Source organism: Vibrio sp. MM46, assembly GCF_027587135.1.
Lineage (GTDB): Bacteria > Pseudomonadota > Gammaproteobacteria > Enterobacterales > Vibrionaceae > Vibrio > Vibrio harveyi.
In genome coordinates this window covers 1-26,468 of the sequence record NZ_JAPPTO010000002.1, presented here as the reverse complement: position 1 = coordinate 26,468, position 26,468 = coordinate 1, and the positions used below count along the sequence as shown (strand labels likewise).

At 43.0% G+C, this 26,468-nt stretch carries 13 protein-coding genes; 3 read left to right on the top strand and 10 right to left on the bottom strand.

Annotation, left to right across the window (positions count from 1 at the left end; all coding sequences use genetic code 11):
• Window positions 1-51: 51 nt before the first annotated feature.
• The gene (locus OH459_RS02105) at window positions 52-1,212 is read left to right on the top strand and encodes a DUF1887 family protein (protein WP_005437515.1); all 1,161 of its coding nucleotides are present in this window, start codon (window positions 52-54) and stop codon (window positions 1,210-1,212) included.
• A 163-nt stretch (window positions 1,213-1,375) separates the two neighbouring features.
• Here OH459_RS02105 and udp read toward each other — a convergent pair whose 3' ends face one another.
• The 5 genes from udp to OH459_RS02080 all read right to left on the bottom strand — a co-directional run bounded on the left by udp (window position 1,376) and on the right by OH459_RS02080 (window position 8,744).
• Window positions 1,376-2,134 (bottom strand): uridine phosphorylase, encoded by a 759-nt coding sequence (gene udp, locus OH459_RS02100; protein WP_005437517.1) that lies wholly within the window; start codon window positions 2,132-2,134, stop codon window positions 1,376-1,378.
• Window positions 2,135-2,439: 305 nt separating this feature from the next.
• Complete coding sequence (locus tag OH459_RS02095; protein WP_269985007.1) at window positions 2,440-4,746, bottom strand: zinc/cadmium/mercury/lead-transporting ATPase; 2,307 nt, start codon at window positions 4,744-4,746, stop codon at window positions 2,440-2,442.
• Between the two features lie 99 nt (window positions 4,747-4,845).
• Window positions 4,846-6,297 carry an MATE family efflux transporter gene (locus OH459_RS02090; RefSeq protein ID WP_005446645.1) on the bottom strand — a complete coding sequence of 484 codons (1,452 nt, stop codon included), beginning with the start codon at window positions 6,295-6,297 and terminating at the stop codon, window positions 4,846-4,848.
• Between the two features lie 63 nt (window positions 6,298-6,360).
• Window positions 6,361-6,780 carry a CBS domain-containing protein gene (locus tag OH459_RS02085; protein WP_005446643.1) on the bottom strand — a complete coding sequence of 140 codons (420 nt, stop codon included), beginning with the start codon at window positions 6,778-6,780 and terminating at the stop codon, window positions 6,361-6,363.
• A 344-nt stretch (window positions 6,781-7,124) separates the two neighbouring features.
• Complete coding sequence (locus OH459_RS02080; RefSeq protein WP_009698323.1) at window positions 7,125-8,744, bottom strand: NAD(P)/FAD-dependent oxidoreductase; 1,620 nt, start codon at window positions 8,742-8,744, stop codon at window positions 7,125-7,127.
• A gap of 232 nt (window positions 8,745-8,976) precedes the next feature.
• Between OH459_RS02080 and fdxA the strand changes: the two genes are divergently transcribed.
• Window positions 8,977-9,300 carry a ferredoxin FdxA gene (gene fdxA, locus OH459_RS02075; RefSeq protein WP_005431654.1) on the top strand — a complete coding sequence of 108 codons (324 nt, stop codon included), beginning with the start codon at window positions 8,977-8,979 and terminating at the stop codon, window positions 9,298-9,300.
• A 90-nt stretch (window positions 9,301-9,390) separates the two neighbouring features.
• On the opposite strand, the gene OH459_RS02070 is transcribed toward fdxA, so the two are convergent.
• The 5 genes from OH459_RS02070 to OH459_RS02050 all read right to left on the bottom strand — a co-directional run bounded on the left by OH459_RS02070 (window position 9,391) and on the right by OH459_RS02050 (window position 23,535).
• Complete coding sequence (locus OH459_RS02070) at window positions 9,391-10,125, bottom strand: RNA methyltransferase (RefSeq protein WP_050932778.1); 735 nt, start codon at window positions 10,123-10,125, stop codon at window positions 9,391-9,393.
• A 184-nt stretch (window positions 10,126-10,309) separates the two neighbouring features.
• Window positions 10,310-13,063: a cation-translocating P-type ATPase gene (locus OH459_RS02065; RefSeq protein ID WP_009698325.1), complete on the bottom strand. Its 2,754-nt coding sequence runs from the start codon at window positions 13,061-13,063 to the stop codon at window positions 10,310-10,312.
• A gap of 1,242 nt (window positions 13,064-14,305) precedes the next feature.
• A complete protein-coding gene (locus OH459_RS02060) occupies window positions 14,306-14,842 on the bottom strand; it encodes a hypothetical protein (RefSeq protein ID WP_269984977.1) in 537 nt (178 codons plus the stop codon).
• Window positions 14,843-14,882: 40 nt separating this feature from the next.
• The gene (locus OH459_RS02055; protein WP_269984975.1) at window positions 14,883-21,326 is read right to left on the bottom strand and encodes an ATP-binding protein; all 6,444 of its coding nucleotides are present in this window, start codon (window positions 21,324-21,326) and stop codon (window positions 14,883-14,885) included.
• Between the two features lie 346 nt (window positions 21,327-21,672).
• Window positions 21,673-23,535, bottom strand: coding sequence for a hypothetical protein (locus tag OH459_RS02050; protein ID WP_269984973.1), 1,863 nt, complete (start codon window positions 23,533-23,535; stop codon window positions 21,673-21,675).
• Between the two features lie 961 nt (window positions 23,536-24,496).
• Here OH459_RS02050 and OH459_RS02045 point away from each other — a divergent pair.
• Window positions 24,497-25,897: an RNA-binding domain-containing protein gene (locus OH459_RS02045; RefSeq protein WP_269984971.1), complete on the top strand. Its 1,401-nt coding sequence runs from the start codon at window positions 24,497-24,499 to the stop codon at window positions 25,895-25,897.
• Window positions 25,898-26,468: the final 571 nt, after the last annotated feature.

Here is a 26,468-nt window from a genome sequence, read left to right as displayed (position 1 = left end):
TCATCCCTTTTCTTTTCTCTTTTCGAGCAAGCCAAATAAGAAGGAAAACCTATGGCTGTTCATGTTGGTATTATCGACCAAGATCCAGTGAGATTAGTCACTCCTCTTTTGGATAATCGCACTGTAAGTACACATATCGTCTTCATCGGCGACAAAAGCCAATCCGATATGTACGAGCGACTGAGCGCAGTATTAGAGCAGCGAGAAATTACTTCCGAATTCTTTGAAATTCCTTCTGCAGTAAACACTTCTCTGATCAAACAATCTGTCCACAAATTGGCAAAAGACCTCCACGACCGAGGCGAAGAAGTTAAACTCAATGCAAGCTGTGGTCTTCGTCACCGTCTGCTTTCCGTGTACGAAGTCTTCCGTACTTATCGCTGGCCAATCTTCGTTGTAGAGCCAAACAGTGACAAATTATGCTGGCTTTACCCAGATGGCAAAGAAGACACGCAAGTAGAAGACCACATTACGATTTCTGACTACCTTACAATTTTCGGTGCGCGCGGTGAATTCCACCACGTAGACCTTCCTCCTCAACTTGACCAAAAGCTGTATGAACTTGGCGAGCGCTGGGCGTCTAACGCGTTAGAGCTTGGTCCTGGTCTTGCTACACTAAACTACCTTGCAACAACGTGTCGTAAAGAGCAAAAGCTAGATGTTGAGCTTTCTGAGAAACAACAAGGCTACCGTGAACTGAACATGTTGTTGACCGACTTGGTCGAAGCGCAAATCGCCACTTACGAAAACGGCGTACTGACGTTTGCTGACGAAGATGCACGCCGCTTCTCAAATGGTGAGTGGTTAGAAACTCTGGTTCACAGCACCGTTAAACAAATTCAAGACACCATGCCGACCATTCAAGACCGTTCGTTGAACGTGCAGGTTTATCGCAAACTCGGTGAAAGTGAAGTTCGTAATGAGCTTGATGTGGCAACGGTGGTGAACAACAAGCTTCACATCATCGAATGTAAAACCAAAGGCATGCGTGACGATGGCGATGACACGCTCTACAAACTTGAATCGCTGCGTGATCTTCTTGGCGGTCTACAAGCAAGAGCGATGTTGGTGAGCTTCCGCCCACTGCGCCATAATGACATCACTCGTGCAGAAGATTTAGGTTTGGCACTGATCGGTCCTGATGAACTCAAAGATCTCAAAACTCACCTTTCTGCATGGTTTGAAGCCGCTGGCGGTTCTGACGAAATCTAGTTTTTAACCTCCAATCAAAAAACAGAAAAGCAGCCCTCTCGGCTGCTTTTTTTTATTGCGTCAGGTTTAAAGTTGTTGCACCCAAACAAAACGAACAGATAGAAAAAACCAGAGGCGAACCTCTGGTTTTTCCCGTTTGTTTAAATGCCAACTAATGTTGTACTTAAAGCATCTTACGAGCGGCTTCTACTACAACTTTAATTGAGCGAGCTTCCGTTTCTTTCAGAGTTGAATGATCTGGAATCTCTTTTTGTGTACGGTTGATGATTACACCCGCCACACAACCTGCTTTCAGGCCAGAGCTTGCACACATGGTTAGCAATGTTGCTGACTCCATTTCGAAGTTCAGAACGCCCATGTCTTGCCACTCTTGCATAGAACCTTGGAAACGCTTAACAACACGACCAGAGAAAGTATCGTAACGCTCTTGACCTGGGTAGAAAGTGTCACTTGAAGCAGTCACACCCATATGAACTGTTGCACCAGACTCTTCAACTGCTGCTTTCATTGCTGTTGCGATTTCGAAATCTGCTACTGCTGGGAACTCCATTGGAGCAAAGTGTAGGCTCGCGCCATCTAGACGAACAGAACCTGTCGTAACGATCATGTCACCTACGTTTACGTGTGGTTGGATTGCGCCAGTAGTACCAACACGTAGGAAAGTACGAACACCAAGTTGCGCTAGCTCTTCTACTGCAATAGAAGTAGATGGACCACCGATACCTGTAGAACAAACCACAACAGGTTTACCGTCTAGCTCTGCACGGTATAGCGTGTATTCACGGTGACTTGCTAGAAATACTGGGTTTTCCATTTCTTCTGCGATTTTTTGTACGCGTGCTGGATCGCCTGGAATGATTGCTAGAGTAGCACCATTAAGATCAGCTTCAGTAACACCTAAATGGAATACAGCTTGAGACATAAGTCGCTCCTTGTTGTGGCTTATTTTGTAAACAATAAGCTCATTAATAAGTTGTTGGGTACAGATGCACTGTAGCGAACCTTTTACCAACATTGAGTGATCACAATCACATTGAAACAATGTAATAAATCCACACTTTCAAAGAAAAACGGTTTGGATCACACTTCACAGACCAGAAGATCATTTCATTACATAGTAATCAGTGATTCACCAAACGAAACCATCACTAAGACCATCTCGATTAACAGATATAAAAAAGCCTGAGACGTCTCCGCCTCAGGCTAATTCTTAATACACGTTTATGATTATTTTACTTGCTTAGTTTCAAAGCGTAATAGTCTTAGAGCGTTCAAAGTCACCAAGGCAGTAGCCCCGCTGTCGGCTAATACCGCAACCCATAACCCGGTAATACCGAGTAAGCTTGTCACCAAGAACACGCCTTTCAAGCCTAAAGCCAACGCTACGTTCTGACGAATATTATTGAGCGTCGCACGTGATAGCTCAATCATCGCAGGCAATTCAACCAAGCGGTTGTGAGTCAGGGCCGCATCTGCGGTTTCTAGCGCAACATCCGTACCACCACCCATGGCGATACCGATGCTGGATGCTTTCATCGCCGGTGCATCGTTAATACCATCTCCGACCATCGCGACAGTGTGTTGCGCTGATATCTCTTCCACATAGTGCACTTTATCCGCTGGTAACAGACTGGCTTTGTAATCAAGACCAATCTGGTTAGCAATAGCTTCTGCACTACGTGGGTTATCACCGGTTAACATGACTGATGAAATACCAAGTTTCTTCAGTGCAGCAACCGCTTGCTGGGCGTCTTGGCGAAGCGTGTCTTGCCATGCGATCAAACCAATGACTTCATGATCATGACGAGCAATAACGACCGTTTTACCCTGCCCTTCTAACTCAACCACTTGTTGCTCAACCTGTTGCGAGATTGGGAAGTCTGCTTTCGATGGTGCGATGACTTGAACCAACTTCCCTTCAACCACACCTGTCACACCAGAACCAACCTGCGCAGTTTTATCTGCCGCTTCAGGAATATTGATGCCTTGCTCTTGCGCTTTACTTACCAGCGATAACGCTAGTGGGTGACTTGAGCCAATCTCAATCGACGCCGTTAAGCTTAATAGCTGCTCTTCTGTTACATCGAATGGAACCACGTCAGTCACTTGCGGTTTACCTTGTGTCAAAGTACCTGTTTTGTCGAACGCGACAGATTCAACACGTCCCAACAGTTCCAACGCTGCACCGCCTTTGATCAAGGCACCTCGTTTTGCTGCCGCGGCTAAACCTGAGGTAATCGCTGCAGGAGTAGAGATAACCAAAGCACATGGACATGCGATCAATAACAATGCTAAACCGCGGTATACCCATGTCTCCCAAGGTTGTGCAAACAGCAATGGCGGTGTGATGATGACTAATAGAGAGACAAGCATCATCAGCGGTGTGTACCAACGACTGAATTCATCTAGGAAGCGTTCAAGCGGTGCTTTGCGTGACTCTGCTTCTTCAATCAAATGCAGAATACGGTCGATCGCGTTTTCACCTTGGCGAGACGTCACTTTCACTTGCACGACTTTGTCGACAACCACGGCACCCGCCATGATTTTTCCACCTTCAGCATGTTCAACTGGAACGGATTCACCGGTTAGTGCGCTCTCATCAAAGCTTGCTGCTTGGGTCATAAGTAGACCGTCAGCAGGCATACGACCACCAGGAGCGACTTCAATAATGTCACCTGGCTGAAGCTGTGACGCTGGCACTTCTTGACGTTCGCCGTCCACAATTAGTGTCGTATTTTCAGGCACTAAGTCCATCAATGCCTGAACACCACTGCGAGCACGAGATGATGCGTATGCTTCTAACTTTTCACCAATAAGGAAAAGCAATAGCACCATCGCTGCTTCAGCAGTTTCGCCAAGGTAAAGTGCACCTAATGCTGCGACACTCATTAATGTTTCAATCGCAAACGGAGTGCCACTACGAGCCAATTTCACCGCTTTCATTGCAACCGGATACAAACCAAGCAAACAGGTTAAGGTAAACAGCCAAGTACTTAACGTTGGGTTGAAATCAGAAATGATGCCAGCAAACGCCATTGCACCTGCGATCGATAGGATTTGTACATTGTCTTTAACAATGCCTAACCAACCTTTCTTTTCTGCTTTTGGCTTTGGTGCATCGGTAGAAGTTAATGGAAAACCAGTTTGTTGAGAGACCTGCTCAATTACAGTCGCGACGGCACGGTTATCAAAATCGACGACCAATTTTTCGGTTGCGAATAGCACTTTAGCGTTGGTAACCCCTTCTACAGAGGTAATCACCTTCTCTAACTTTTGGGCACAAGAAGGACAGTCCATACCAGACACTAACCAGCTATGACGAATGGAGGATTCGAGGGGTTCGGCAGGACCTTCATCTTCGGCAGACTCTGAGCTACAGCCGCCGCTACTGCAGCAAGAGCCTTCTGAGCCGACCACGCTCGCTTGCGTGATATTGAGAGTTGGTTTTGCCGGTGCGCAGCAAGAGTCGTTTGCACCTACCGCCACCGCAGATTTGATTTTGCCAGATTGGCAACCTTGATGTTTTGTACACATAATTCACTTTCCTTATTGGTGATGAGTCTCTTTCTGCCACTAAGGATAAACCTTGGAGCTAGCTCCAAGGTCAAGAACAATATGATGAATTAAGCAAAATTACGCTTTTTCTTCTTCCAAAGCCGTTGCGACTTCGTCGATCAATACCGCGTCATGCGAACAGAAAGGCTGAGTGTTAACACAAGTAATCGCAGGGTCGTCTTCAATAATGTCTTCCCCAAAGTTCTGCATCAGATCTTTGATGTGCTTGTTCAGTACTACCAGTGCAAGTAAACCAAATACAATCGTACCCACCGCTTGTCCATATAGCACACCAAGTGCGCCATACCATTGAGCCCCAAAGTACACAAATGGTAATGTACCAATTGTCGCTTTACCCAAATTCAATGCCGTTGAATAAAGCGGTTTACCAAGGTTGTTAAACGAGGTATTCGCAACAAATAAAGTGCCATTGAATACAAATGTGATAGCAACGTAAGTGCAGAACGCGACAACAATAATCGCGGCATCCCCCGTCAAACTAAACATAGCGACGATGTAATCTTGCAAAACATAAAGCAAGGCACAAACACCCAGCGTGTAAATAGTGGTAACCAACAAAGAGTCTGTCAGTGTTCGCTTCACGCGGTCCATTCGCTCCGCGCCAAAGTTCTGCCCAATGATAGGACCAACCGCACCAGACAATGCAAAAATCACAGCAAAACACACTGGTGTTAAACGCCCTATCACCGCAAAGCCTGCGACAAAGTCCTCACCGAATTGAGCAATATGTGTCGTTACAATCGCGTTGCCAATTGGCGTTGCGGTATTAGTGATGATTGCTGGAATGGCAATCGCCAAAATCGGCTTAAGGTTATTTTTGAAGATATCGAATGTTGGAAAGGACACCAACTGATGCACTTTAACCAGCGGATAAAGGGAGAATGCCAATACCGTAAAACGAGCAATCACCGAGGCCGCCGCCGCACCTTCCACGTTCCATTTGAAGACAAAGATAAAGAGAGGATCAAGAATCGCGTTAACGATACCACCAGCCAACGTGGCCCACATCGAGCGTTTAGCATCACCAGCAGCACGCAAACCTGCACCGGCTGACATACCTAATGCCAAAATTGGCGCACTTGGTAGAAGAATGTTGAGATACGCTTCAGCACGCTCCGCCGCAACTCCTTCCGCACCAATGGCTGCGAGTAATTCGGGAATGTGGATGAACATACCAATGGTAATGACCAAGCTGATCATAAAAGCCACCAGCATGATGCTACCACTGGTCAACTTCGCTCGTTCGAAATCCTTTGCACCGATCGCTTTGGAAACTAAAGCGCCCATCGCTATCGAGGTACCTATCGATGCTGAAGTTGAGAAGAAAATTAATGTTCCCGCGAAACCAACCGCCGCAGCCAACTCGACCTGCCCCAACATACTGATGAACAACATATCAAGCAAATCGACGACAAACAGCGCCATTAAACCCACGGAACCCGCTCCGGACATCACCAGAATGTGGCGCATGGTTGAACCTTGGACAAACTTTGCGTCTTGCGTAGACATATTCTTCCTCAACGACAAAAAGACGCCGTAGCGTCTTTCGTCTTCATACTTATTGTTTTGTAATTAAACGGGGTGTTTGAAACATTCGTTCAGCGTTTTTCCTATCGCTCTCAGCACATCGCGTCTTGTAATCACACCGACGAGTTTCTCTTTATCATCTACCACAGGGTACATTTTTGGCTTGCCTATCTTCATCATGTCGGCCAACTCAATGATCGACATATCCGGCGATACAGACAAAACATCATCATGCATACACTCTTCTACTGTGTGCGTGTCCTGACAGTGATAACTGGCTTTAACGAGTTTGTCCAAAAGGTCTTGTTCAGAAAGGAATCCAATGACTTTCTCGTTTTCGTCGATAACAGGTCCACCTAGAGTAACACTTTGCATCACCTTGTCCAAAGCCGCCGTCAACGACATGTTCTTGGTGAAAGTCACTGCCTGTAACGTCATGTAATCTTTAACTTTTAGTGAGTGCATTCTTATCTCCTTAGCGGCACATTTTTGCTGCCTTTAAGATAAGTGTCGTCTAATTTCTTGATTTTACTAAATGGAAATTAGCAATTTTATCCATAGATTTAGTCTATCGATCTCTAATCGAATCAATACATAAGACAAAACAATAGATGCTCAGTTGCATATTTATATACCATCAACACCGCCCTCAGCTCGATGAATAATCATGAGAATATAAAGCATGAGAAGAGGTTGGATAAGTAACCAGTCGTTCAGAAATTTAAATGAGAAATAACTAGCTATGCAGCAAAGACAAAAAAGCCAGCCTATGATCGGGCTGGCTTTCGACGTTATATCACGCGACTAAATTATGCATTTTCCAGTGAAGCTACGATGTCACGCGCTACGGCTTCCGCCACTTTGATGCCATCAATACCCGCAGAAAGAATACCACCAGCATAACCGGCACCTTCACCCGCAGGGAAGAAACCTTTTAAATTAATGCTCTGGAAGTCTTTGCCACGCTTGATGCAAACTGGAGAAGACGTACGTGTTTCAACACCTGTAAGCAAACCATCTTCTGATGCAAAACCTTTGATCTTACGATCGAATGCTGGAATCGCTTCACGAATCGCTTCAATAGCAAACTCAGGTAGCGCTTTTGACAGGTCAGTCAATTTGATGCCCGGAGTGAACGATGGCTCAACATCACCCAGTGCGCTTGGATCGCGACCTTTCAGGAAGTCACCAATTTTCTGCGCTGGTGCGTCGTAGTTCTCACCACCAAGTGTGTAAGCGCCCGATTCCAGTTCACGTTGGAAACGGATACCTGCTAGTGGATCGCCTGGGTAATCTACTTCTGGTGAGATACCGACGACGATTGCGCTGTTCGCGTTACGCTCCGCACGAGAGTACTGGCTCATGCCGTTCGTTACTACACGACCTTCTTCAGAAGTTGCCGCAACTACCGTACCACCAGGGCACATACAGAAGCTGTAAACCGTACGACCATTCTTACAGTGGTGAACCAGTTTGTAGTCTGCAGCACCAAGAATTGGGTGACCTGCGTTTGGACCAAAACGCGCTTCGTCGATCATCGACTGTTTATGCTCGATACGGAAACCAACAGAGAATGGTTTCGCTTCCATGTAAACGCCACGGTCGTGCAGCATTTCAAAGGTATCACGAGCACTATGACCTACCGCTAGTACTACGTGACGAGATTTGATCTCTTCACCGTTTGATAGCGTTACGCCTGTGATTTGACCATCTTCCATATGCAGATCGTCAACACGAGTGCTAAAGCGGATCTCACCACCTAGCTCGATGATTTTCGCGCGCATCTTCTCGATCATGGTAACCAGTTTAAAGGTACCGATGTGCGGCTTACTTACGTATAGAATTTCTTCTGGGGCTCCAGCTTCAACAAACTCAGTGATCACTTTGCGACCGTAGAAATTTGGATCTTTCACTTGGCTGTAAAGTTTACCATCAGAGAAAGTACCTGCACCGCCCTCACCAAACTGTACGTTCGATTCTGGGTTAAGTGTACGCTTGCGCCAGAAGCCAAACGTGTCTTTAGTGCGCTCACGTACTTCTTTACCACGCTCAACGATGATTGGGTTAAAGCCCATTTGAGCCAAAACCAAACCCGCAAAAAGACCACAAGGACCGAAACCGATCACCACTGGGCGCTCTGTTAGGTTCTCAGGTGCTTTCGCCACAAACTTGTATTCCATGTCAGGTGTTTGGCGAACGTGTGGGTCTTTTTCAAATTTCGCTAGCAACGCTTCTTCATCACCTTCAACGATGATGTCTAGCGTGTAGATAAGATGAATATTGGTTTTCTTACGAGCATCGTAGCCGCGTCTAAAGACATTAAAAGAGATAACTTTCTCAGCAGCAATGCCAAGCTTTTTAGTAATCGCGTCCAATAGCGCGCCTTCCTCGTGATCAAGAGGAAGTTTAATTTCATTAATACGAATCATGTGATGTCTCGTTATGGTAGGTGTCTTAGCCAGAACTGCTATTTTCTCCTCGTTAATATCAAGGGTGAAAAAGCAGTCAGCTCACAATGGCGCGCATTTTACGAGAAATTGAATTGTCTGTCATACTAAATCCAAGTTGCGCGGCGGAATTAACGTAGCGAATGTTGAATTTTGCCTTGGGATGAGTATTATCCCCATTCTTCAATTTTGACTAACTTAAGAGCTGATTATCATGGCGTTTGTCGTAACCGATAACTGTATCCAATGTAAATACACTGACTGTGTCGCGGTATGCCCTGCTGATGCCTTCCACGAAGGTCCAAACTTTATGGTAATCAACCCGATTGAATGCATCGATTGTGGCTTGTGCGTGGATGAATGTGCCGCAGCCGCCATCTTCCAAGAAGACGAGCTACCAGAAGATCAAGTAATCTACAAAGAGCTCAACGCAGAGCTTGCGGAAATCTGGCCGGTACAAACTGAAGTGAAGCCAGCAATGGATGAAGCAGAAAAGTGGAACGGCGTGCCAAACAAGTTGGACATGCTAGAAAAATAAGCGCATTAAAACGAAAAAAGCGTAATGAACCTCAACTTGAAAAAGTCTGGCTCGTTACGCTTTTTTTGTATCTATGATTCGTCGCTGCGATTAGCTGTGTTGACGACGCATGTTGTCGAGAATAATACCTGTCGCCATTGCTACGTTTAGAGACTCTGCGCCACCAAATGCTGGAATAGTAATCTTGTCAGTCACAAATTTAGACGCCGCTTCACGCACACCATGAGATTCGCTGCCCATCAACAAAATACCGTCTGCTGAGAATTCCGTTTTGTGCACGCTCTCGCCTTCAAGAAAAGCACCATACACAGGCAAGTTTGCCTCTTCTAAGTAGCTTGGTAAATCCACTAGGCTAACTTGCACACGACCAAAGCTACCCATGGTTGCGCTGATGGTTTTTGGGTTGTATGGGTCGGCACAATCCGTACTCGCGATGATGTGCTCGATACCATACCAGTCTGCTACGCGAATGATCGTACCTAGGTTCCCCGGATCAGATACGCCATCCAATGCGATCATCAAGCCTTTTGCCTGAGGTACGGTTACGTTTGGAATTTCAACCACAGCAATGGCTGCGTTATTGCTGACCAGGGTACTTGCCTTGGTTAAGTCATCAAGTGACGCTTCAATACATTCGAAACTGTTGAGTTCTTGGCTGTGCTGCTCTAGAAACTCGACCGTCGCAAAAATCTGCTTTACCGTGAGCGAGCTGTTCGCCAATTCCAGTACGTTCTTTTCACCTTGAACCAGAAATAAGCCGTGCGCTTTACGCTGCTTCTTTTGACCTAAAGCACGCAGCAGTTTTAGTTGGTTTTTTGAAATCATGAAAATATCCCAGATGAAAGTTGGTGAAGTACCAGATGAAAACGGAGAGGATTATAGAGTAAACCTTCGCACAGCTAAAGAGATGCCTTGCTTGAGAGAAAAGAAAAGCCCGCCAAGCTATCACTCTCGGCGGGCTTTAGGTCTCTGTCGCTTCCCTATGCTGCAAGAATCGACATCACTATCCTTAAACGACTTTGGTTTTCGTCATCTCTTTGATACCAGACAAAATGAACGTCGGCAGTGAAGACACTAATATCACACCAAATAGGTGACCAGCACTCAGCGCCTCTGTATTAAAGATAAGCTGACCAAGACTCGTGTAAATAACGCCAAGAGACAGCATTGCTGATACTGCGACTGCCCCCAGTAGGTATTTGTTGGTGAATGGGTTCTTACGATATAGCGAGTTAAACGTACGCGAATCAAACAAGTGCCATAACTGGGCAAAAATCAACATTGCGAATGCCATTGTCTGTGCATATTGAGCGCTTTGACCGCTACTCAATGCCCAGTTGAACGCCAAATAACTCATTCCGCCTAATGCTAAACCACGCGTCACAATACGTGTACCGAGATGGTCGCTGAAGAAACTTTCGTTACGCTTGCGCGGCTTACGTTCCATCAAGTCTTTCTCTTCTGGCTCAACACCCAACGCCAAAGCAGGCAAGCCGTCAGAGACTAGGTTAATCCAAAGAATCATCAATGGCGTGAGTGGTAGAATCGCCTCAGGTCCCATCATCAAGAAAGCAAATAAGATAACCGACACTTCACCCACGTTCGCTGTCAGTGCTTGGCGAATGAACTTACGCAAGTTATCAAAGATCTGACGTCCTTGGCGCACGGCTTTCACGATCGTACTGAAGTTGTCATCCAGAAGGATCAAATCGCCTGAATCTTTGGCCACCGAAGTACCGGTAATACCCATCGCAACACCAATGTCAGCTCGACGAAGGGCAGGTGCGTCATTAACGCCATCACCCGTCATCGCTGCCACTTCATTATTGTGTTGCTGAGCTTGAACGATACGCAGCTTGTGCTCTGGCGTCACGCGGGCAAAGACTGCCACTTCCGGGCAAATCTTACGCAATGCCTCATCGTCCATTTCATCCAGTTGTGCTCCCGTTATAACCAAGTCTTTTTCACTGCGGATAATGCCGATTTCGCGTGCAATTGCCGCTGCAGTGAGTGCATGGTCACCCGTGATCATTACCGTGCGAACGCCAGCGTTGTAACAACTCTCTACTGCATCTCGAACCTCTGGACGCGGAGGGTCCATGATTCCATACAAACCAAGCACGGTCACATCTTTCTCTAGCTCAGCAGGATCACGCTTTAGGTCATCCTCTGTCAGCTCTTTGTAACCCACCGCCAAAGTACGAAGCGCTTGCTCTGCGAAGTCCTGAATTGCCGCTTCATAATTCGCGATGACCTCTTCTGCTGGACTTGCCGCTAACGCAAGGCTACCTGTCGACATGGTTGGAGCTGTTGGTAGCTCACCACCATCAACCATAAAACCAGAGGCATTACGCAACACCACATCTGGCGCACCTTTGATAGCGAGGAAGTGCTTACCATCAGGTCCTTTAACAATCACTGACGCCATCTTACGTGCAGAGTCGAATGGGAACTTCTCGACGATAGAGTAACCGCCTGTTGATAGCATGTCTGATTGTTCCAGACCCGCTTTTGCCGCGGCAACAATCAGTGCACCCTCGGTTGGGTTACCACGCACTGACGAATTATCACCATCTTTGATGTATTCCGCATCATTACACAGGGTCGCAACTACCAAGCCTTTCATCATTTCTGGGCTTTGCTTTGCATCAACCGTATGACCTAGAGGTTTGAATTCCCCCTCAGGGCTAAAGCCTTTGCCCGACACTTCCCAGTAACGACCACTTGCATCGTACGCTTTCATTACCTGCATTTGGTTTTGTGTCAGCGTACCGGTTTTATCCGAACAGATAACCGTGGTTGAACCGAGCGTTTCAATCGCAGAAAGCTGCTTCGCCAATGCGTTGTTCTTCACCATACGTGTTGAGCCCATGGTCAACACAATTGAAATAACCGTTGGTAGACCTTCTGGAATTGCTGCTACCGATAGAGAAATACCCGTGTTGAGGATTTCGAGCCAAGGCATACCATGGTAAAGACCGATACCACAAACCACAGCAACCACACCCAAAGCCGCAACCATCAAGGTCTTCGCGATGGTATCCATACGTTCTTGCATTGGTGTTTTGGTTTCTTCGGTGTTTGCCATCATATCCGCAATATGACCGACTTCCGTCTTCATGCCTGTGCTGACTACTACACCTAAGCCTGTACCTGTCGTCACAATCGTGGTCATAAAGCCCATATTACGCTGATCACCAAGACCAACGGTTTCGTCTTCAATCACCTTGACGATTTTATCAACCGGCTCAGACTCACCAGTAAGCGCAGCCTCATCTACTGCGAGACGGTTCGCTTCGATGATACGCACGTCCGCTGCGAGGATGTCACCCGTATTAATCTTTAGGATATCGCCTGGCACAATGTCACGCGCCAAGACATCAACCCATTCTCCATTGCGACGAACTTGTGCGGTTGGGGCTGCCATTTCTCGCAGTGCTTCCATGCCCTTCTGAGCTTTAAACTCTTGCCAAAATGCAATGATGGCATTGATGAAGATGATCACAGTGATGGCAATCGCATCAACTAGGTGACCTGTGAAGAAGGAAACAATCGCACCAATACCCAGAATGAAGATCAATGGATTCTTAAATTGGTGTAGAAATAGCTCAAGCGCAGATTTGCCTTCTTGCTCTTGTAGCTCATTTTTGCCGTGTTCAGCCTGACGCTGTTCTACTTCTTCCGAAGTCAGACCTTGCTCAGTTGATACATGAAATTGAGTCAGTGTTTCTTCAACCGACTCAGTAAACCACTTTTTAGTCATGGGGGTCTCCAAAAAGCATTCAAGCGACATCAGTACAATTTCAAACTGATAAAAAGCATTCGCTGAATAGAATTGAGTTAAATCACCTCGCTCGTCACCTTTGCACCGTTTATTTTCATTTTGAATATTTATCAAGAATCTATTCAGTGTTATGTCAGCGAGTAAAAATAACCTACCCGAACCAATGAATACTTGTAATTAACTTTCAGCCCCGAAAAAGGCGAATGCGGACGAATCTTTGACCCCAATCAATCTCAATTTTATTTTGTCATACAAAAAATAAAACAAGTGTAAAAGATCATGAATAAGACCCCGAATAGACGGAAAATACACTTCATATTTCCCGAAAAGTGTAATTTTTCTACAGATTAATTTTCTTAAAGATTGCTAACAAATCTAACAAGCAGACAAACCATTCGAATAAACAGGAACGAGAAGATAAAAGAATTGCTAACAGAAAATAATGATGCGAGCACTGTAAGAATATAAAGCCTTGCATTCATCGGTAATGAATATTTATTTTCTGAGCATATTCTGGGAAAAATGAATAACGCGGGGAAAAGCGCGACTTTAGATTCCTTACCATAGAATGAAGCTCGTCCATGTATACCCAAGTAACCTCGAGATGCTTGGTTCAGCGAGAATGACTTGGTTTGAAGGCGAGGCAACAATTTGAAGATCTAGTGATTCTAAATCGAAAATTGTTAACGAAGCATGCGAACCAAGGCAACTCGCCCTTCGGGAGCGTGTCACTGAAGCAACTTGGGTATAGGTACAGAAATCAGGGTATTGAATGGCTCTAAAGTGCAGAAGATAAAAACGAAAAAGCCCCGCTGTATAAGCGAGGCTTTTAAAGTGATGCTTGCAACATAAGTTCGCATAGCCCTAACGGGCTTTCAAATAGTTACAAAACTATTTGCAACATAAGTTCGCATAACATTGCAGCAAAAGTCTGCATATTTGCTCAACTACTTAGACTCAACGTTGTAAAATTACCACACTCCAATCAGTCTCTCGAGAGACATAGTAGGCATGCATGTAACAAACTTTTGGACATTTCTAAATTAGGGATTATGTGGAATCTACATATTTCAGATTAGCTTTAGTATGTAAACTGAGTACTCGCTACACAAAGCGGTTTGTAACGGTAGAGAAATACTTCCAAGTGATTGCGCTTGCTATACTGGTTCTCCGACTTATCCTTACACAAAGAAAAACGTCTATGTCGGATAATTTTATAAACTATTTTTCTGAGAGCTCACTCTTGAGCATATTTAACTTCTCACATAAATCATCAATATAATCACTAAGAAATTTTGACATATGTTGAACTTCACTTTTCTCTGTAGGCAAATCGTTAGCAGAACGAAAGTTCATTTCTTCTTCCGCCCATGAGAGCAGAAAATCATATAATTCTTGTTCTTCAACTGTTAATACGCTAGGAGGTACTTGATTATCTCTATATGACTTCAATGTACTAAACTCAACAAAATGTAGAGCTCTATACAAGTCAACTATCATCGAAAATGTATCCGCAGCTAAGGATTCATACTTTCCTAACTTGTTTCTTTCCCATACGTTAGCTTCAGGAGATAGAATACTCAGTGATTCAATAATTTTCTTAAAACGAGCCAACGGATAAGCATTGTTAGTCATATTACGTCTATGCCCCCAAAGCTTCAAAATCAACTCAACGGCTTGTTGTTGATATTTTTCTTTTTCCTCTGAATTCTCTGCATGTTCTGCCCTTTCCATCACCTCAGCTAGGTGATGAGACATCCACTTACCTAGAGTGTCACAACTATCTGAAAAGCCTAGCTCAGTCGCTAGGTGATGTCCAAGTACCAACACATCCTTCAGTGGTAATGATTTCTCCAGTTCTTCTGAGAAGATAAAGTCTTGCGTACCGTGCTTCTTTTTCGGACTTTTCGTTATACTCTGTAATTCCATCTTTAGTTACTCTTCGTGTTATTTCGACTTCAAGGATTAGATCAAAGCCAACTTTATCTAGGTATTGCTTAAGGTGATGTAATGACACTTTCAGACGATGTCCATTAGAGATTACATCTTCACCAAAAATGTATTCTTTCCGCAGGGAGTTACCTCTTGTATCTCCCCATGCTTCATAATGAAATGCTCTTGCTCCATTAGAGGAATCAAGCCAACTAACGGGATAGCTATCTGAACGACACAATCCTAGTATTTCAACGACATTTTCAGACGGAGTCGCTTCCATTAGGCGGACATCATGATTAAACACATCCTTTTCATCTAGACGAGCATCACCAGAGTGTTCGTTGAGCCAACCACGTAATAAAAATGGGTCTTCATCTATCTCAAATTCATGTCCAGCAGGTGGTAGACGATAATCCCAAGAATCACGGGAAGTTTGGAGTGCCCGAAGCAATGATAATCCTGTATCTGGGCTAACTAGGGAAGAGGATATTCTCACACTGGAGCGATGACTACTGGTGCGAATATCATGATATGAATCCACAACCAGACTTTCATCTTCGGAAGTTAAACCAAGTTCCAACTCAAAATCATTGTCGGTTATTGTTGCTACCCAATCTTCTGCCTCGACGGCAGGAGGAAGATGAAAACGTGTTTCTAGTGGTGTTGGACAACGAAGATCACTTGACCAGTGCGGGGGTTGAGTTAATCCGTTTTGTCTCAAAAATCCGTTTAGTGTTCCATAATCGTCATCATCGTATTTAGGCTCAGATAACGCTTTTTCCGCCATTAGAGAACCGAGGCTACACCACATGGCGTGCCATTCTAGGTAATAACTGTGTCGCTCTATCGTCGGCATTGAGCCGTGACTATGGCTGTATAGGCTATAGTTTGCTCTTTCAAACTTATATTTTCGTGGCTCATTTTCCCATCTTGATAAATCAGAACCACTATTCCAGCGATCCATGATCCAAGCTTCCGCCTCATCTAAGAACATTTCTTGGTCAACATCAGAGAAGCACCTTATCGCGCCTGGATACACATAACTGAGAGTATCTAGCGAATCAAAACTAAATCTTCTCTCTTTATTACCTTTGTGAAATCCGCCTCGAGAAACTCTACCTTTCGATTTTTTGGTAGCTAATTCCGAAGTATTGATAGCATCTAATGCTGTAATTTCCTGTTCATCAAAATCAATAAAACCATTTGAAAGAAGTTTCATCAAACAGGATTTAGCAAAATGGCGCATCAATACATGCGGGAAGTCTTGGTCGGTAGCAATGCTCAACAACCAGCGGGCGATAGGTGCAATGGCTTCCGGTACCTCAGATGCAATTCGATCAAATGTAACGATGAGCCAAAGACGCGCTGACAGCCAATAGAAAGGCGCACTATCTTCACGATAGCCGGGCATAGATTTACGCTCATACAAAGCGGTTAATGCCACAATTGTCTTAAAATCTCCCATTCTGGCAGACACTCTAATACTATGTGCCGCTCGCCATCTCACTCTAGTATCTATATCGCCTAGGAACGAGTAGAGTTGGCATGCTAATGCTGATTCAACTAAAGACTCAGGCTCAATTTTATTCGTTGGAAGTTTTAACCGTGTGGTTAGTCGCTGAACATAACGATTTGTGACATCTGCAATCTGCTGCTCACTGCAATAATCAGTTAGCAGCCTGACTAGCAAATAGAGCTTGGTCAAGGGTAAAGATTCGGCATTTTTTTCCAGGCCATCTAGCAGTATGCTCACCGCTTCTTCTTTATTTAAATTAAGGCTATGAATAATATCTTTCAGCATCCGCTTGTCGTAGCCATAATTTTCACCATAAGAGAACTCGCCCAAATGATTAGCAATTAAGAGTGGTAGGTTTTCCTCTTTCCAAGCAGATATAGCGTGAGATGACCCTATCCATAGGTTAATGCAGTCAATTAACGTATTAGCCCATGTATAGCCAAGATCATCAATTACGTACTCATCGGTCAAGAAATCCAGAAAGACAATACGATCTTTTGACTCCAACTGACTGATTACAGGTCTCAATATGTCATCGCTGGTAATATAAAAACCTTCACCTCTAGCTTCTTTTCGCTTGGCGTGAATTGAATTCATAAAACCGGAAGGTGATTCAAAGGAAATGTCTGCTAATTTTATACCTTCAAGGAACTCGCGCTCCTTTAACTTCCTAGTTGTTGAATCAAGTATGTCATTGCTAGTTTTTGACTTAGTACTTTTTTTGGTATGTGATTTAAATTCAACTAATTGATTAAGTGCTGAATGCCAGTACTTACTGCTATCGCAATATGGAACTAACGCATTTAACTCCTGACATATTTTGGAACTACCGCTTCTGTTGAATCTCAATAACTCAGCTTTTGCAATTTCCTCTACCAGTTGACTGGCATTTTGAACACTTGTAACTGAAGCTAGTTTAGACACAAGATCCTCATGCAAATCATCACAGAAGTTGAGCAAAGATGCAGCCTGCGCAGAGCTTATAGTTCCTTCTGTAACCCCCGTAGACATCAACGCAGGAAGAGTATCGCCGGCTTGAACTAAATCACAATCTTCCCAATAACCGATAAGGCTGATTGCTTTCGGCATATCCAACATAGCAACAGCAGAAATTGCATCATTCCAGGGGAAATTATCATAGCCATCAAGAAGAGTGCCGTACTCCGTTATTATCGCAGCCATTTGACTCGCTATCTTCCACGAATCTGTGGGCGAAAAGTGCTTTTTAGCGTTTTTTGATAACGCTGAAAAAAGAGCTATGTCATGCATAGCGTCGACATCAACGTCATCAGCGATATCAACCGCTATTTTGAATACTTCTCTTGCTTCGTCCTTATCCACAAACAGTAATATTCTGGACAAATCCAAAAGAATACTGATTTTTTCGTTTGCTGCTGTTTTTAGAGCTGTTACTTCAACTGAACGATCGTAAATATCCTTAACAACTAACGATCTCAACTCTGGTATTTTTATTAGATTTGCAATAACTTTACGCTGACCTGAAGAAAACACAGAAGGCCATTGTTTAAACGCTCTCTTAGCTAGGGTTAGCACTGTATTCATATCGATATCAGGCACAACAGACAGCTTGGCTAATGATAAAGAAAGGTGACTACATATGGATTCAAAGTAGTGCTCCCTAGACATCCTCCAGGAATTTGCAAACAAAGAAGCCAGTGCAGACTTAACTTTCTCTTCAGCATTTTCCGGCAAGATATTGGACAACAAAATATCCGCTCTAACAGCATAAACAGACATTAAACCTGACAGGCTTTCCTTTATCTCTTTATGCTTTTCCGATAGTTTTTGCTTCTTCCTATTTTTCTCAGCCTCGTTAAGATCTTCATGTATAGGCGAATCAATCCAATAGGACTCTATTGTTACGTTGAGACCACGATGACGCATTAACAAAGAGTAAGCTCTAAAAGCGACATCGTTTTTAAGAGTATCGTGTGTGTAGATGTTATTGACTAAACGCCAATTATCAGGGCATAGATATTCAAGGATTGGCTCAACTGGGGATAAATTCACTCCATTGGCAGCCAAAATTTCACAGCCATTAAGTAACACTTCCGCGTAGCTATAACTGTCTGGGCCTTCAGAAGTGTACCTTTCTAGCTCTTTTAGATCGCAATATTTCAATATATCCTTGTTGCACAGTGACTTTTCAAGAGAGGAACAATCGATACGGTGGCCGACAAGCGCCAAAGGTATTTTGAACAATGATGACCAAGGTTCTGGAATACAACCACTATCCAAAAACTCTTGAATTGCCGCTACCTTGCCCGATAACAACAGACGATCCAATAATCTGATCGCGATTTTGTAATGAATGCTTCTGGGTTGCCAAATACAAATAAACTTATATACAGCCTCGTAACCTTCCATATCCAACACTGAATGAGCAATAGCAGTAATATCCGCAAGCTCTAATGGCCACGTATTTATATGTTGGTACCGACGATCGCTTTGTTCGGATTTTTGTCGTTCAATATCTTCACTTCTCCGATTGATCCATTCACGAAGAATGCGTTTCTTTTCGCGGGCAGCGATAAAATCCTTGTCGGCTGCATCACGAGCAATAATATGCGATAAGAACCTACCATGGCTTTCATATGTTTTTGACGAGTAAAGTATATTTCGACCTACAGTATCAGACGCAAAATGGACGGATAAATCCGGGTTTTCAGCGATAATTTTGTCTACGGCATCATCTGTTTTTATCGCCTCTGCGCCAGCTAGTAAGGTAAATATTGCATCTGCTGGCTCGCCCGCTGAACGACACACTTTCATTGCAAGTTGTAGCCGCTGACGTTGTACTTCTCGGCGAATTATTTGGTCTTTTATAGCTTTTGGTGCTTCATTTTTCTCTACGATTTTTATGATTTCTTGGCCTTGCCCAGCTGAAAATAGCGCTGAAGCCAAATGCATGGCCGAATACTCGTCACTTTCATGATTGGCACTAAAATGTGCTGCTGAACGCTTATAAGCTTCCAAAAGCATTGGCTGCGCTTTTTCTCTGACAAAAAATTCAACATCCTCATCAAGAAACCCCACTTTATCTTCAAGAACACGCATTCCGGGAAGGTCAGAAACAATATCACTAACCCTTTCAATTGATATCCCCACAACACTAGCTAAATGTTGCTTTGGGACTGGTGCAGGTAGCGCGACTAACGATGAGCAAACAAGAGACAAAGTGTTAGAATTACCTTCTTTCAAAATCGCCTCTTCGAAGCGGGCTTCAAAGATTTGATCCAATCCCTTTCCATTGGGCCTTAAAAATTCAATCGCTTTGCCCGCATCTGATTCCGCATAGTCGAATGCGTAACTTTGTACTCGTGGATTTCGATTAGATAAATTATGAAAATCCTCTACCCATGCTTTGTCTGCACCGGGAAATTGATTTAATACATTGAGCTCTGTTTCTTCCAATGAGAAGTTAGAAATTTCTACTGATTTGTATTTAGATGGAATAGATAAGGAATCTAAACGTCCAGTTCTTGCAGAGATCATTAATCTAACATTCGCTGGCAGATTACCTATTTTAATCAGTTCATGAACGAAACTGATTTCTTCTGGCTTACACTGCTTTGCGCCCGTTACAGAATTATCCGCAGCATCAATAACGACGACTAACAATGCATTACCTTCTTGTGCCTCTAAAACTTTGCTTGCACTTTCGACTCTTAAAGAAAAAGCCTTAATAAAATCAACAGAAGTATCTTGGCTAATCAACAAAGGTAGTCGCAATCGAGCCGAGGTTTCATTGATTAATTGCAAGTAGGCATCTTTCGGTCTATGCCGATAGGCTTCACTATCCACATAAGTGCCAGCGCCATAACAGTCATATGTAATCATAACTGACCCCTCGGGCAATAGATTTTCAACCTGTTTTAGTACGGTTGTTTTTCCACTACCGCCTTCGCCATGCAAACATATAAATTGATCGCCATTGACCATGGCGGTTTGTATCGCAACAGCAGCATTTCTATTAACTGGGTTTTCCACTGCTTTGAGCTTTGGGGGGCATGGGAATAAAGCACGAGGGTCAGACACATTCATCCATGTCAGTACCGTCTCTCTAGTGATATAACTTCCTGTAGCCTCCGGCAGCATCAGCTTATGAATACGATCTTTCAAATCCAGCACAAACCCTCGGTCAGCACTCAGTGTAAGAGCTAGAATCTCATTAATTGCGCTTTCCTCCTGCTCAAAGCGAGAGCCAGCACCACAGTCAGAAAAGTCGAAGAGTTTAATAAACTTCTTGAAATTTGTTTTGTTAAGGCCACTAGCAATTCTTAGCGTTTCATGTTTTTTGTTACTGAAATCGGAGAGCGACTTTTGAAGGTCTATACCAATAGGGCGATTACTGACTAGCCTGATTGTTAGCGCACGAGTAACAATCAGGTCTGGCCTAGCTTTTAATATTGCAGTAAATGAATCAGCAAGCCCTTTTATAATGCTGTTATTTGAAGATTTCGATTTAGAGCTTGTTAGCTCTGAAACAGTCCAATTTTTTTCAGGTGTTGATGCAGAGTACTTTAGCTGCTCAATGACAACCTTTTCAGCTTGCTCTATTGTATGACCGCCATAAAATAAGCCACAATCAACAGAGTCCCATTCCGTTAACTCCTGAGAATTTTCATCATCAAGATTTACGCCTTCTACTGTAACGGCAACCAACGATGTGTCAGGTTGGAGCAATTGTAATGCTAGACGAAGTGCCCACCATTCATGAAAATCATCGCCAGTGTTGGAGGCTCTGGCACCTAGGTATTCTGCTTTCATATTCTGTTAATTTCTTAAAAATATCTCTGGACCACTCTGACTCTGCTGAACAGATAACTAAACAGTAGGAAGGTAATTACTCGTCAATTAATCAACTAATCACATAATGATTCATAATAAAATTGGGGGCAAGTGGGGGCTTATGAAGGTGTGATAGATAGTAGCTCTATGTGATTTTTTGGTACCTTCAAGTTAGAAAGTGCCACGAGTAAAAATTCAACCTGAGAAGCTTTTGGATAAAAACAAATAATAGCTTTCACTAAATTAGTTTTATGCGAATTGCATAAAGTACCGTGTACCTTCTAAACCTATTAGCCCAATTACTTCATACACGACACAAACTTAATCATGAGACCGCGCTAGATATGAGGTCACGCGACCGTTTAATCAAAACAACATCTCTAGATGTCCGATTATTGATAGCTGATAATCTATTAAAAACCTCGAGATGTGGCTGGGTATGACTCAATAAACGCGGCGCGACCACCATCCCCCATACTAAAATACTTACAAATGGTTGATTTAAAGCTAGAGCCGTAGAGCCTCCAAGGAATCCCGTTATATCCCATTTAGATAATCTCCTTTGGTTAGCCTCTAGCTTTCCGATTTCCGTTCTTAGTTCCATTAACTTGAGCGATAACTCTTCTTCAGTAAGGTTCGAAAACCTTTCCAGTATATCTGTAGCAAATGGTATTTCCTGTCCCGAAAACACCCTATCCAGTTCCAGAACATCCATGTCATTATTTATGCTATAAACTTTATTTAGAAGCATCCCTATCTCAGCTTCTCTAAGAACAGGATTTTTCCTCTGAAATCCGGCATAACAACCACCGATATATTCAAATGCCTTAAACCATTCGGGATGGTTTGGGTCATCGTAAGGAACGTAATGTGCGCCAAGACCTAAAGAATATTCGTAACTCGCTGTTAACCAACCCAACATACTAGTTTGCTCAGGAGCATACATGTTTGACATAAATTGACCCATTCCAACATATGAAATTCCTGTGGGGCCAAGTTTGTTCACTAGATACTCCATTCCTTGCCAAGAACTGCTTACCGAATTAGCTAGCTTGAGCGCTGCTTCAGATCCTTCCTGTTTAAGGACTCGAAGAAAGTGAAACTGCTCTTCAGTGGTCAGCGTATGCCCCAATACGCCTGAGCGATTTCGCATCTCGATAATAGTAGAAGATGCTAAAGCTCTGGGAAATACAATAGCACTGGGGTCAACATCAAGAATCGTAGTTATTAACTCAATGGAATAGCGCTTAATATTTTGTGTGATAGTAAATTTTAACCGCTGCCTTCTTACCAACTCCTCCAATTCGAAACGGTTGATTGAGAACATTTGATAAAAATCTACCGAAAGTTTTGGGTTATCATTGAACGGCAGCGCAATAATCACCGTGTGATACAGTGCCAAGTATTCTCGAATGTTTTGCCTAGAAAAAACACTGGCATCGACAAAACAGCTCGTTGACGTGAGAGTTGACGTGGGGATAAATTCCGATTGAGAAAATTCAAGGTCCGAAAAAACCTTGGTTCTGTTATCTACCCAAAAATCTTGGTCCTCTTGATACTTATCCAACACAACTTTTGGATAAGATTTAGGTAAAAATGACTTTGCTTTTAAAAGTAAATTGTTTGGATCATAACCTAAGATTTTTCTAACAGTATTATCTTCTGATGGGTACTCGGGTATCTCTTTGTCAACCGTCACGACTAACTCATAATCATCATATCCCAGACTTGCTAATAGGATCCTTAGCTCGTTGATTTCATCTTCATTCGGTTCAAAACGCAATTTAAGTTCAAAGATGTTAGTAGCCAGCTTAAAATCGAAATTGAATGGATGATATTTCTCTGGCAGATGAATATTTAACTCATTTTCTGCTTCTGGGGCTGTGAACGGGTAACCATGCAGACATATTTTTTTCCATGTGTCACTCAATGAAATGCGTTCAGCACTTTTATCAACACCCCCACAAAACTCTGGCCTGGGCATACCAACGACACGCACCTTTTCATAACGTTCAATTAACTCTTCTTTCAGGGAAGCAGAAAGATTAGGCACTAGCGCATAAATTTTGTCGTTATGCAAATACAAACCTTGATGATCGATATCAGCACTTTGAATAATAAATCTTTCATAGTTATTAGCTACCGACTGAATGACTGAACTCGTGTACAGACGATTTTTCTTATTCATTGATTTAATTCCTACTCGAGGTAGATCGAAATTAGATGGTTTACCTCGCACCTAAACTGCACTCTGCATGGTTGTTGTACCTCAGTAGGTGCAATCATGTCGGTTATACAAGCAACGGATACAGCTCTTTTTATTAGGACTGATTTGCGAACAAGTGTATCAGGTTTTACCTTTTGTCAATCATTACTTTTTGTAGGTCTAAGTTAACTGCAAATCTATGTTCGTACTTTGGTCTACAGCACGTTTTGGGGCAGATCTGAGCTAGTTAGGGGTCGCTAGCTCAAAGCTGGACATTTCCGAGTTACGAACCACAGAGCACTCTCACTATTTGCAGTACCCTAAGTATGACAAATGAAGTCGAAAAGTTCAGTTTGTTAATTATTCTAATTAGTGACTCAAATTGGTGGCTCCTCCCAGATTTGAACTTGGGACCAATCGATGACGAGCAAAGCTTCTGCCCTGTAATCAACATAGTAACCCTCCCCCGAATCACTCAAAAATCCACCAGCGAAATCACATAAATTGAATATTCGTAAGAATTCTCTGGCGTCGACGACGGGGTGATGGAGTAATTAGCACGACGGCGCCGACAAGATTATGGGGTTAACCTTGGGCGGAAAGACAGGAAGAAACTTCTAAACGCAACAAGTCTTGAAATAAATTTATCTTATTGAATTACTATTTTTTTTACAGTTCTATGTCGATAGTAGTCTTCTTTCTAGCTCAAGAGATAAAGGGGGGGGGATTGGTAGGGTAGAAATTTGTTGAATATTGGTTATTTTGAGCATGATTAACTCCATGCTTATCAAGATTATAACGTTAATATGTGCTTGATTTTAAAATTGTTACTACCTCCACATGTGCCATATAACACTTTACGTATGAAATTATTGACTGATAAATGTGATGCATATTAGAATTCAGTTTATTTTTGGTTTTTATAGTTAAAGGGGCAAAGGAATTGAAAATCGTAGAATTACAAGAGGATGAAGCACTTTATTATTGTACGAAAGATGAAGATCATTTCTTTGACCGCAAGGCATTTGGCTTGAAAGGAAACAAACTCCAAAAAATAGCAGTTGCATTTGCTAACGCCGATGGTGGAGAGGTTGTTATTGGTATTGCCGATGAAAAGCATGAGCCAACACCTGAAAAGCGATGGCAAGGTAGAGAAACGACAGAAGAATTTAATTCTTTAATACAAGCTCTCAGCGAGCTTATTCCTTCTGTTGACTTTCGATTTGATTTTTTAACACGAGTCAATGAATCTAGAAACTATGTATTACGTTTAAAGATAAATAAAGGCTTAGCTGTTCATGAAACTGCTGATAAGAAGATATATGTTAGAGTCGGAGCTCAATCTCAACCAGTAACTGCCCCCGTTAAAATTCTTGAGTTAACACATGCAAAGGGGATCAAATCAGAAGAAGACTCCCTCATACATGAATGTAGAATAGAAGAACTAGATGAAAGTAGTGAGCTTCAAAGATTTTTATCTGGTCTACCATTACGAGCTCCGGAGCCTATCAGTTTTCTCACTAAAGAAAAACTAATCACGCCAGAGTGGGTTCCTACTGTAGCTTCAATACTGTTATTCCATGAAAACCCATCGGTTGCCCTTCCTAAACAATGTGCTATCAAAGTCGTACGCTACGATACTGCGGATGATGATATCGATAGAGATGCCCTTACGGACGACAATGCTTCTATTGAAGGTGCGTTATACCAACAGATCAATGATGCATATGATGTGATTAGCGAGTTTTTAACTAAAAATAAAGTATGGAAAATTGAAGGATTAGTGGAGACAAAATACCCTAAAGAAACAATATGGGAGATCCTCGTCAACACTGTCTTACACAGAGATTACTCCATTTCAGATCACGTACATGTGAGTATCTTTAATAACCGTATCGAATTTAAAAGCCCAGGGCGATTCGCAGGCTTTGTCACTGCTGATAACATACTAGAGAACCGCTTTTCTCGAAACTCCAAACTAGTTCGAATATTATCGAAATATAAGGACTCACCAAATAAAGATTTGGGCGAAGGCATCAATACTGCATTCCAGAGAATGAAGGAATTGGGATTGAAAGAACCTGAGATAATTGAAGACGGAAATTACGTAAAAATTATCCTCAGACATAGTCTCAATCAAGAACCTGAAAAGCTTATACTCCAGTTTCTGGAAAAGCACGGCGAAATTAGTAATAGGCAGACTAGAGATTTATTAGGGATAGATAGTTCAGAAAAAGTCACTTATCAGTTTGGGCGACTAAGAGACAAAAAGTTGATCAAAAGAAAAGACTCGTCAACAGGCGTTCATGTGAGGTGGATTTTAGCAGAGCCAAACCAAGAATAGCTATGTATCACACTACTAAGCAGGTTGTTTCGCAATTGTGCAAGAACCTCTTGCACAATTGAGCCCGAGAGCTTCTCCAACATCTTGTTTTCCAAATAAACCATCATGATGGTTTCATACGTCCTAAACACGTATTGGGGCATTTTTAATTTAAGCTAATTTGTGCAGCAATTGTTGGTAATTTTGCAACAGCTGAAGTTTTTCATTTCTCAGGCAACTATTGCAAATTTTGAAACAGTTCAACTGCCGAGGAATACTCGGTAGTTGATTGATTAACAATTCCCATGTTAGTCCTACTGCCAAAACGATTTACTAAATAACTTGCTCCGCAATTATGCAAGAGCCTCTTGCATAATTGGGTACGAGAGTTTGTCCAACAGCCTATTGGACAAATTATCCCGATGACTGCTTGCTGCTAGAAGTTCATTTCAGGACTCTTTTAGGGAAAATACCGTCAACTATCTTCATTTTGACATCTGGTAAACTTGCGATTTTCAACGCTCAATTTTAGACTATGCTCGAGAGCCTCGGGTATCCCTGCTTTTTCTTTGAGTTACTATTTACTGTCTGA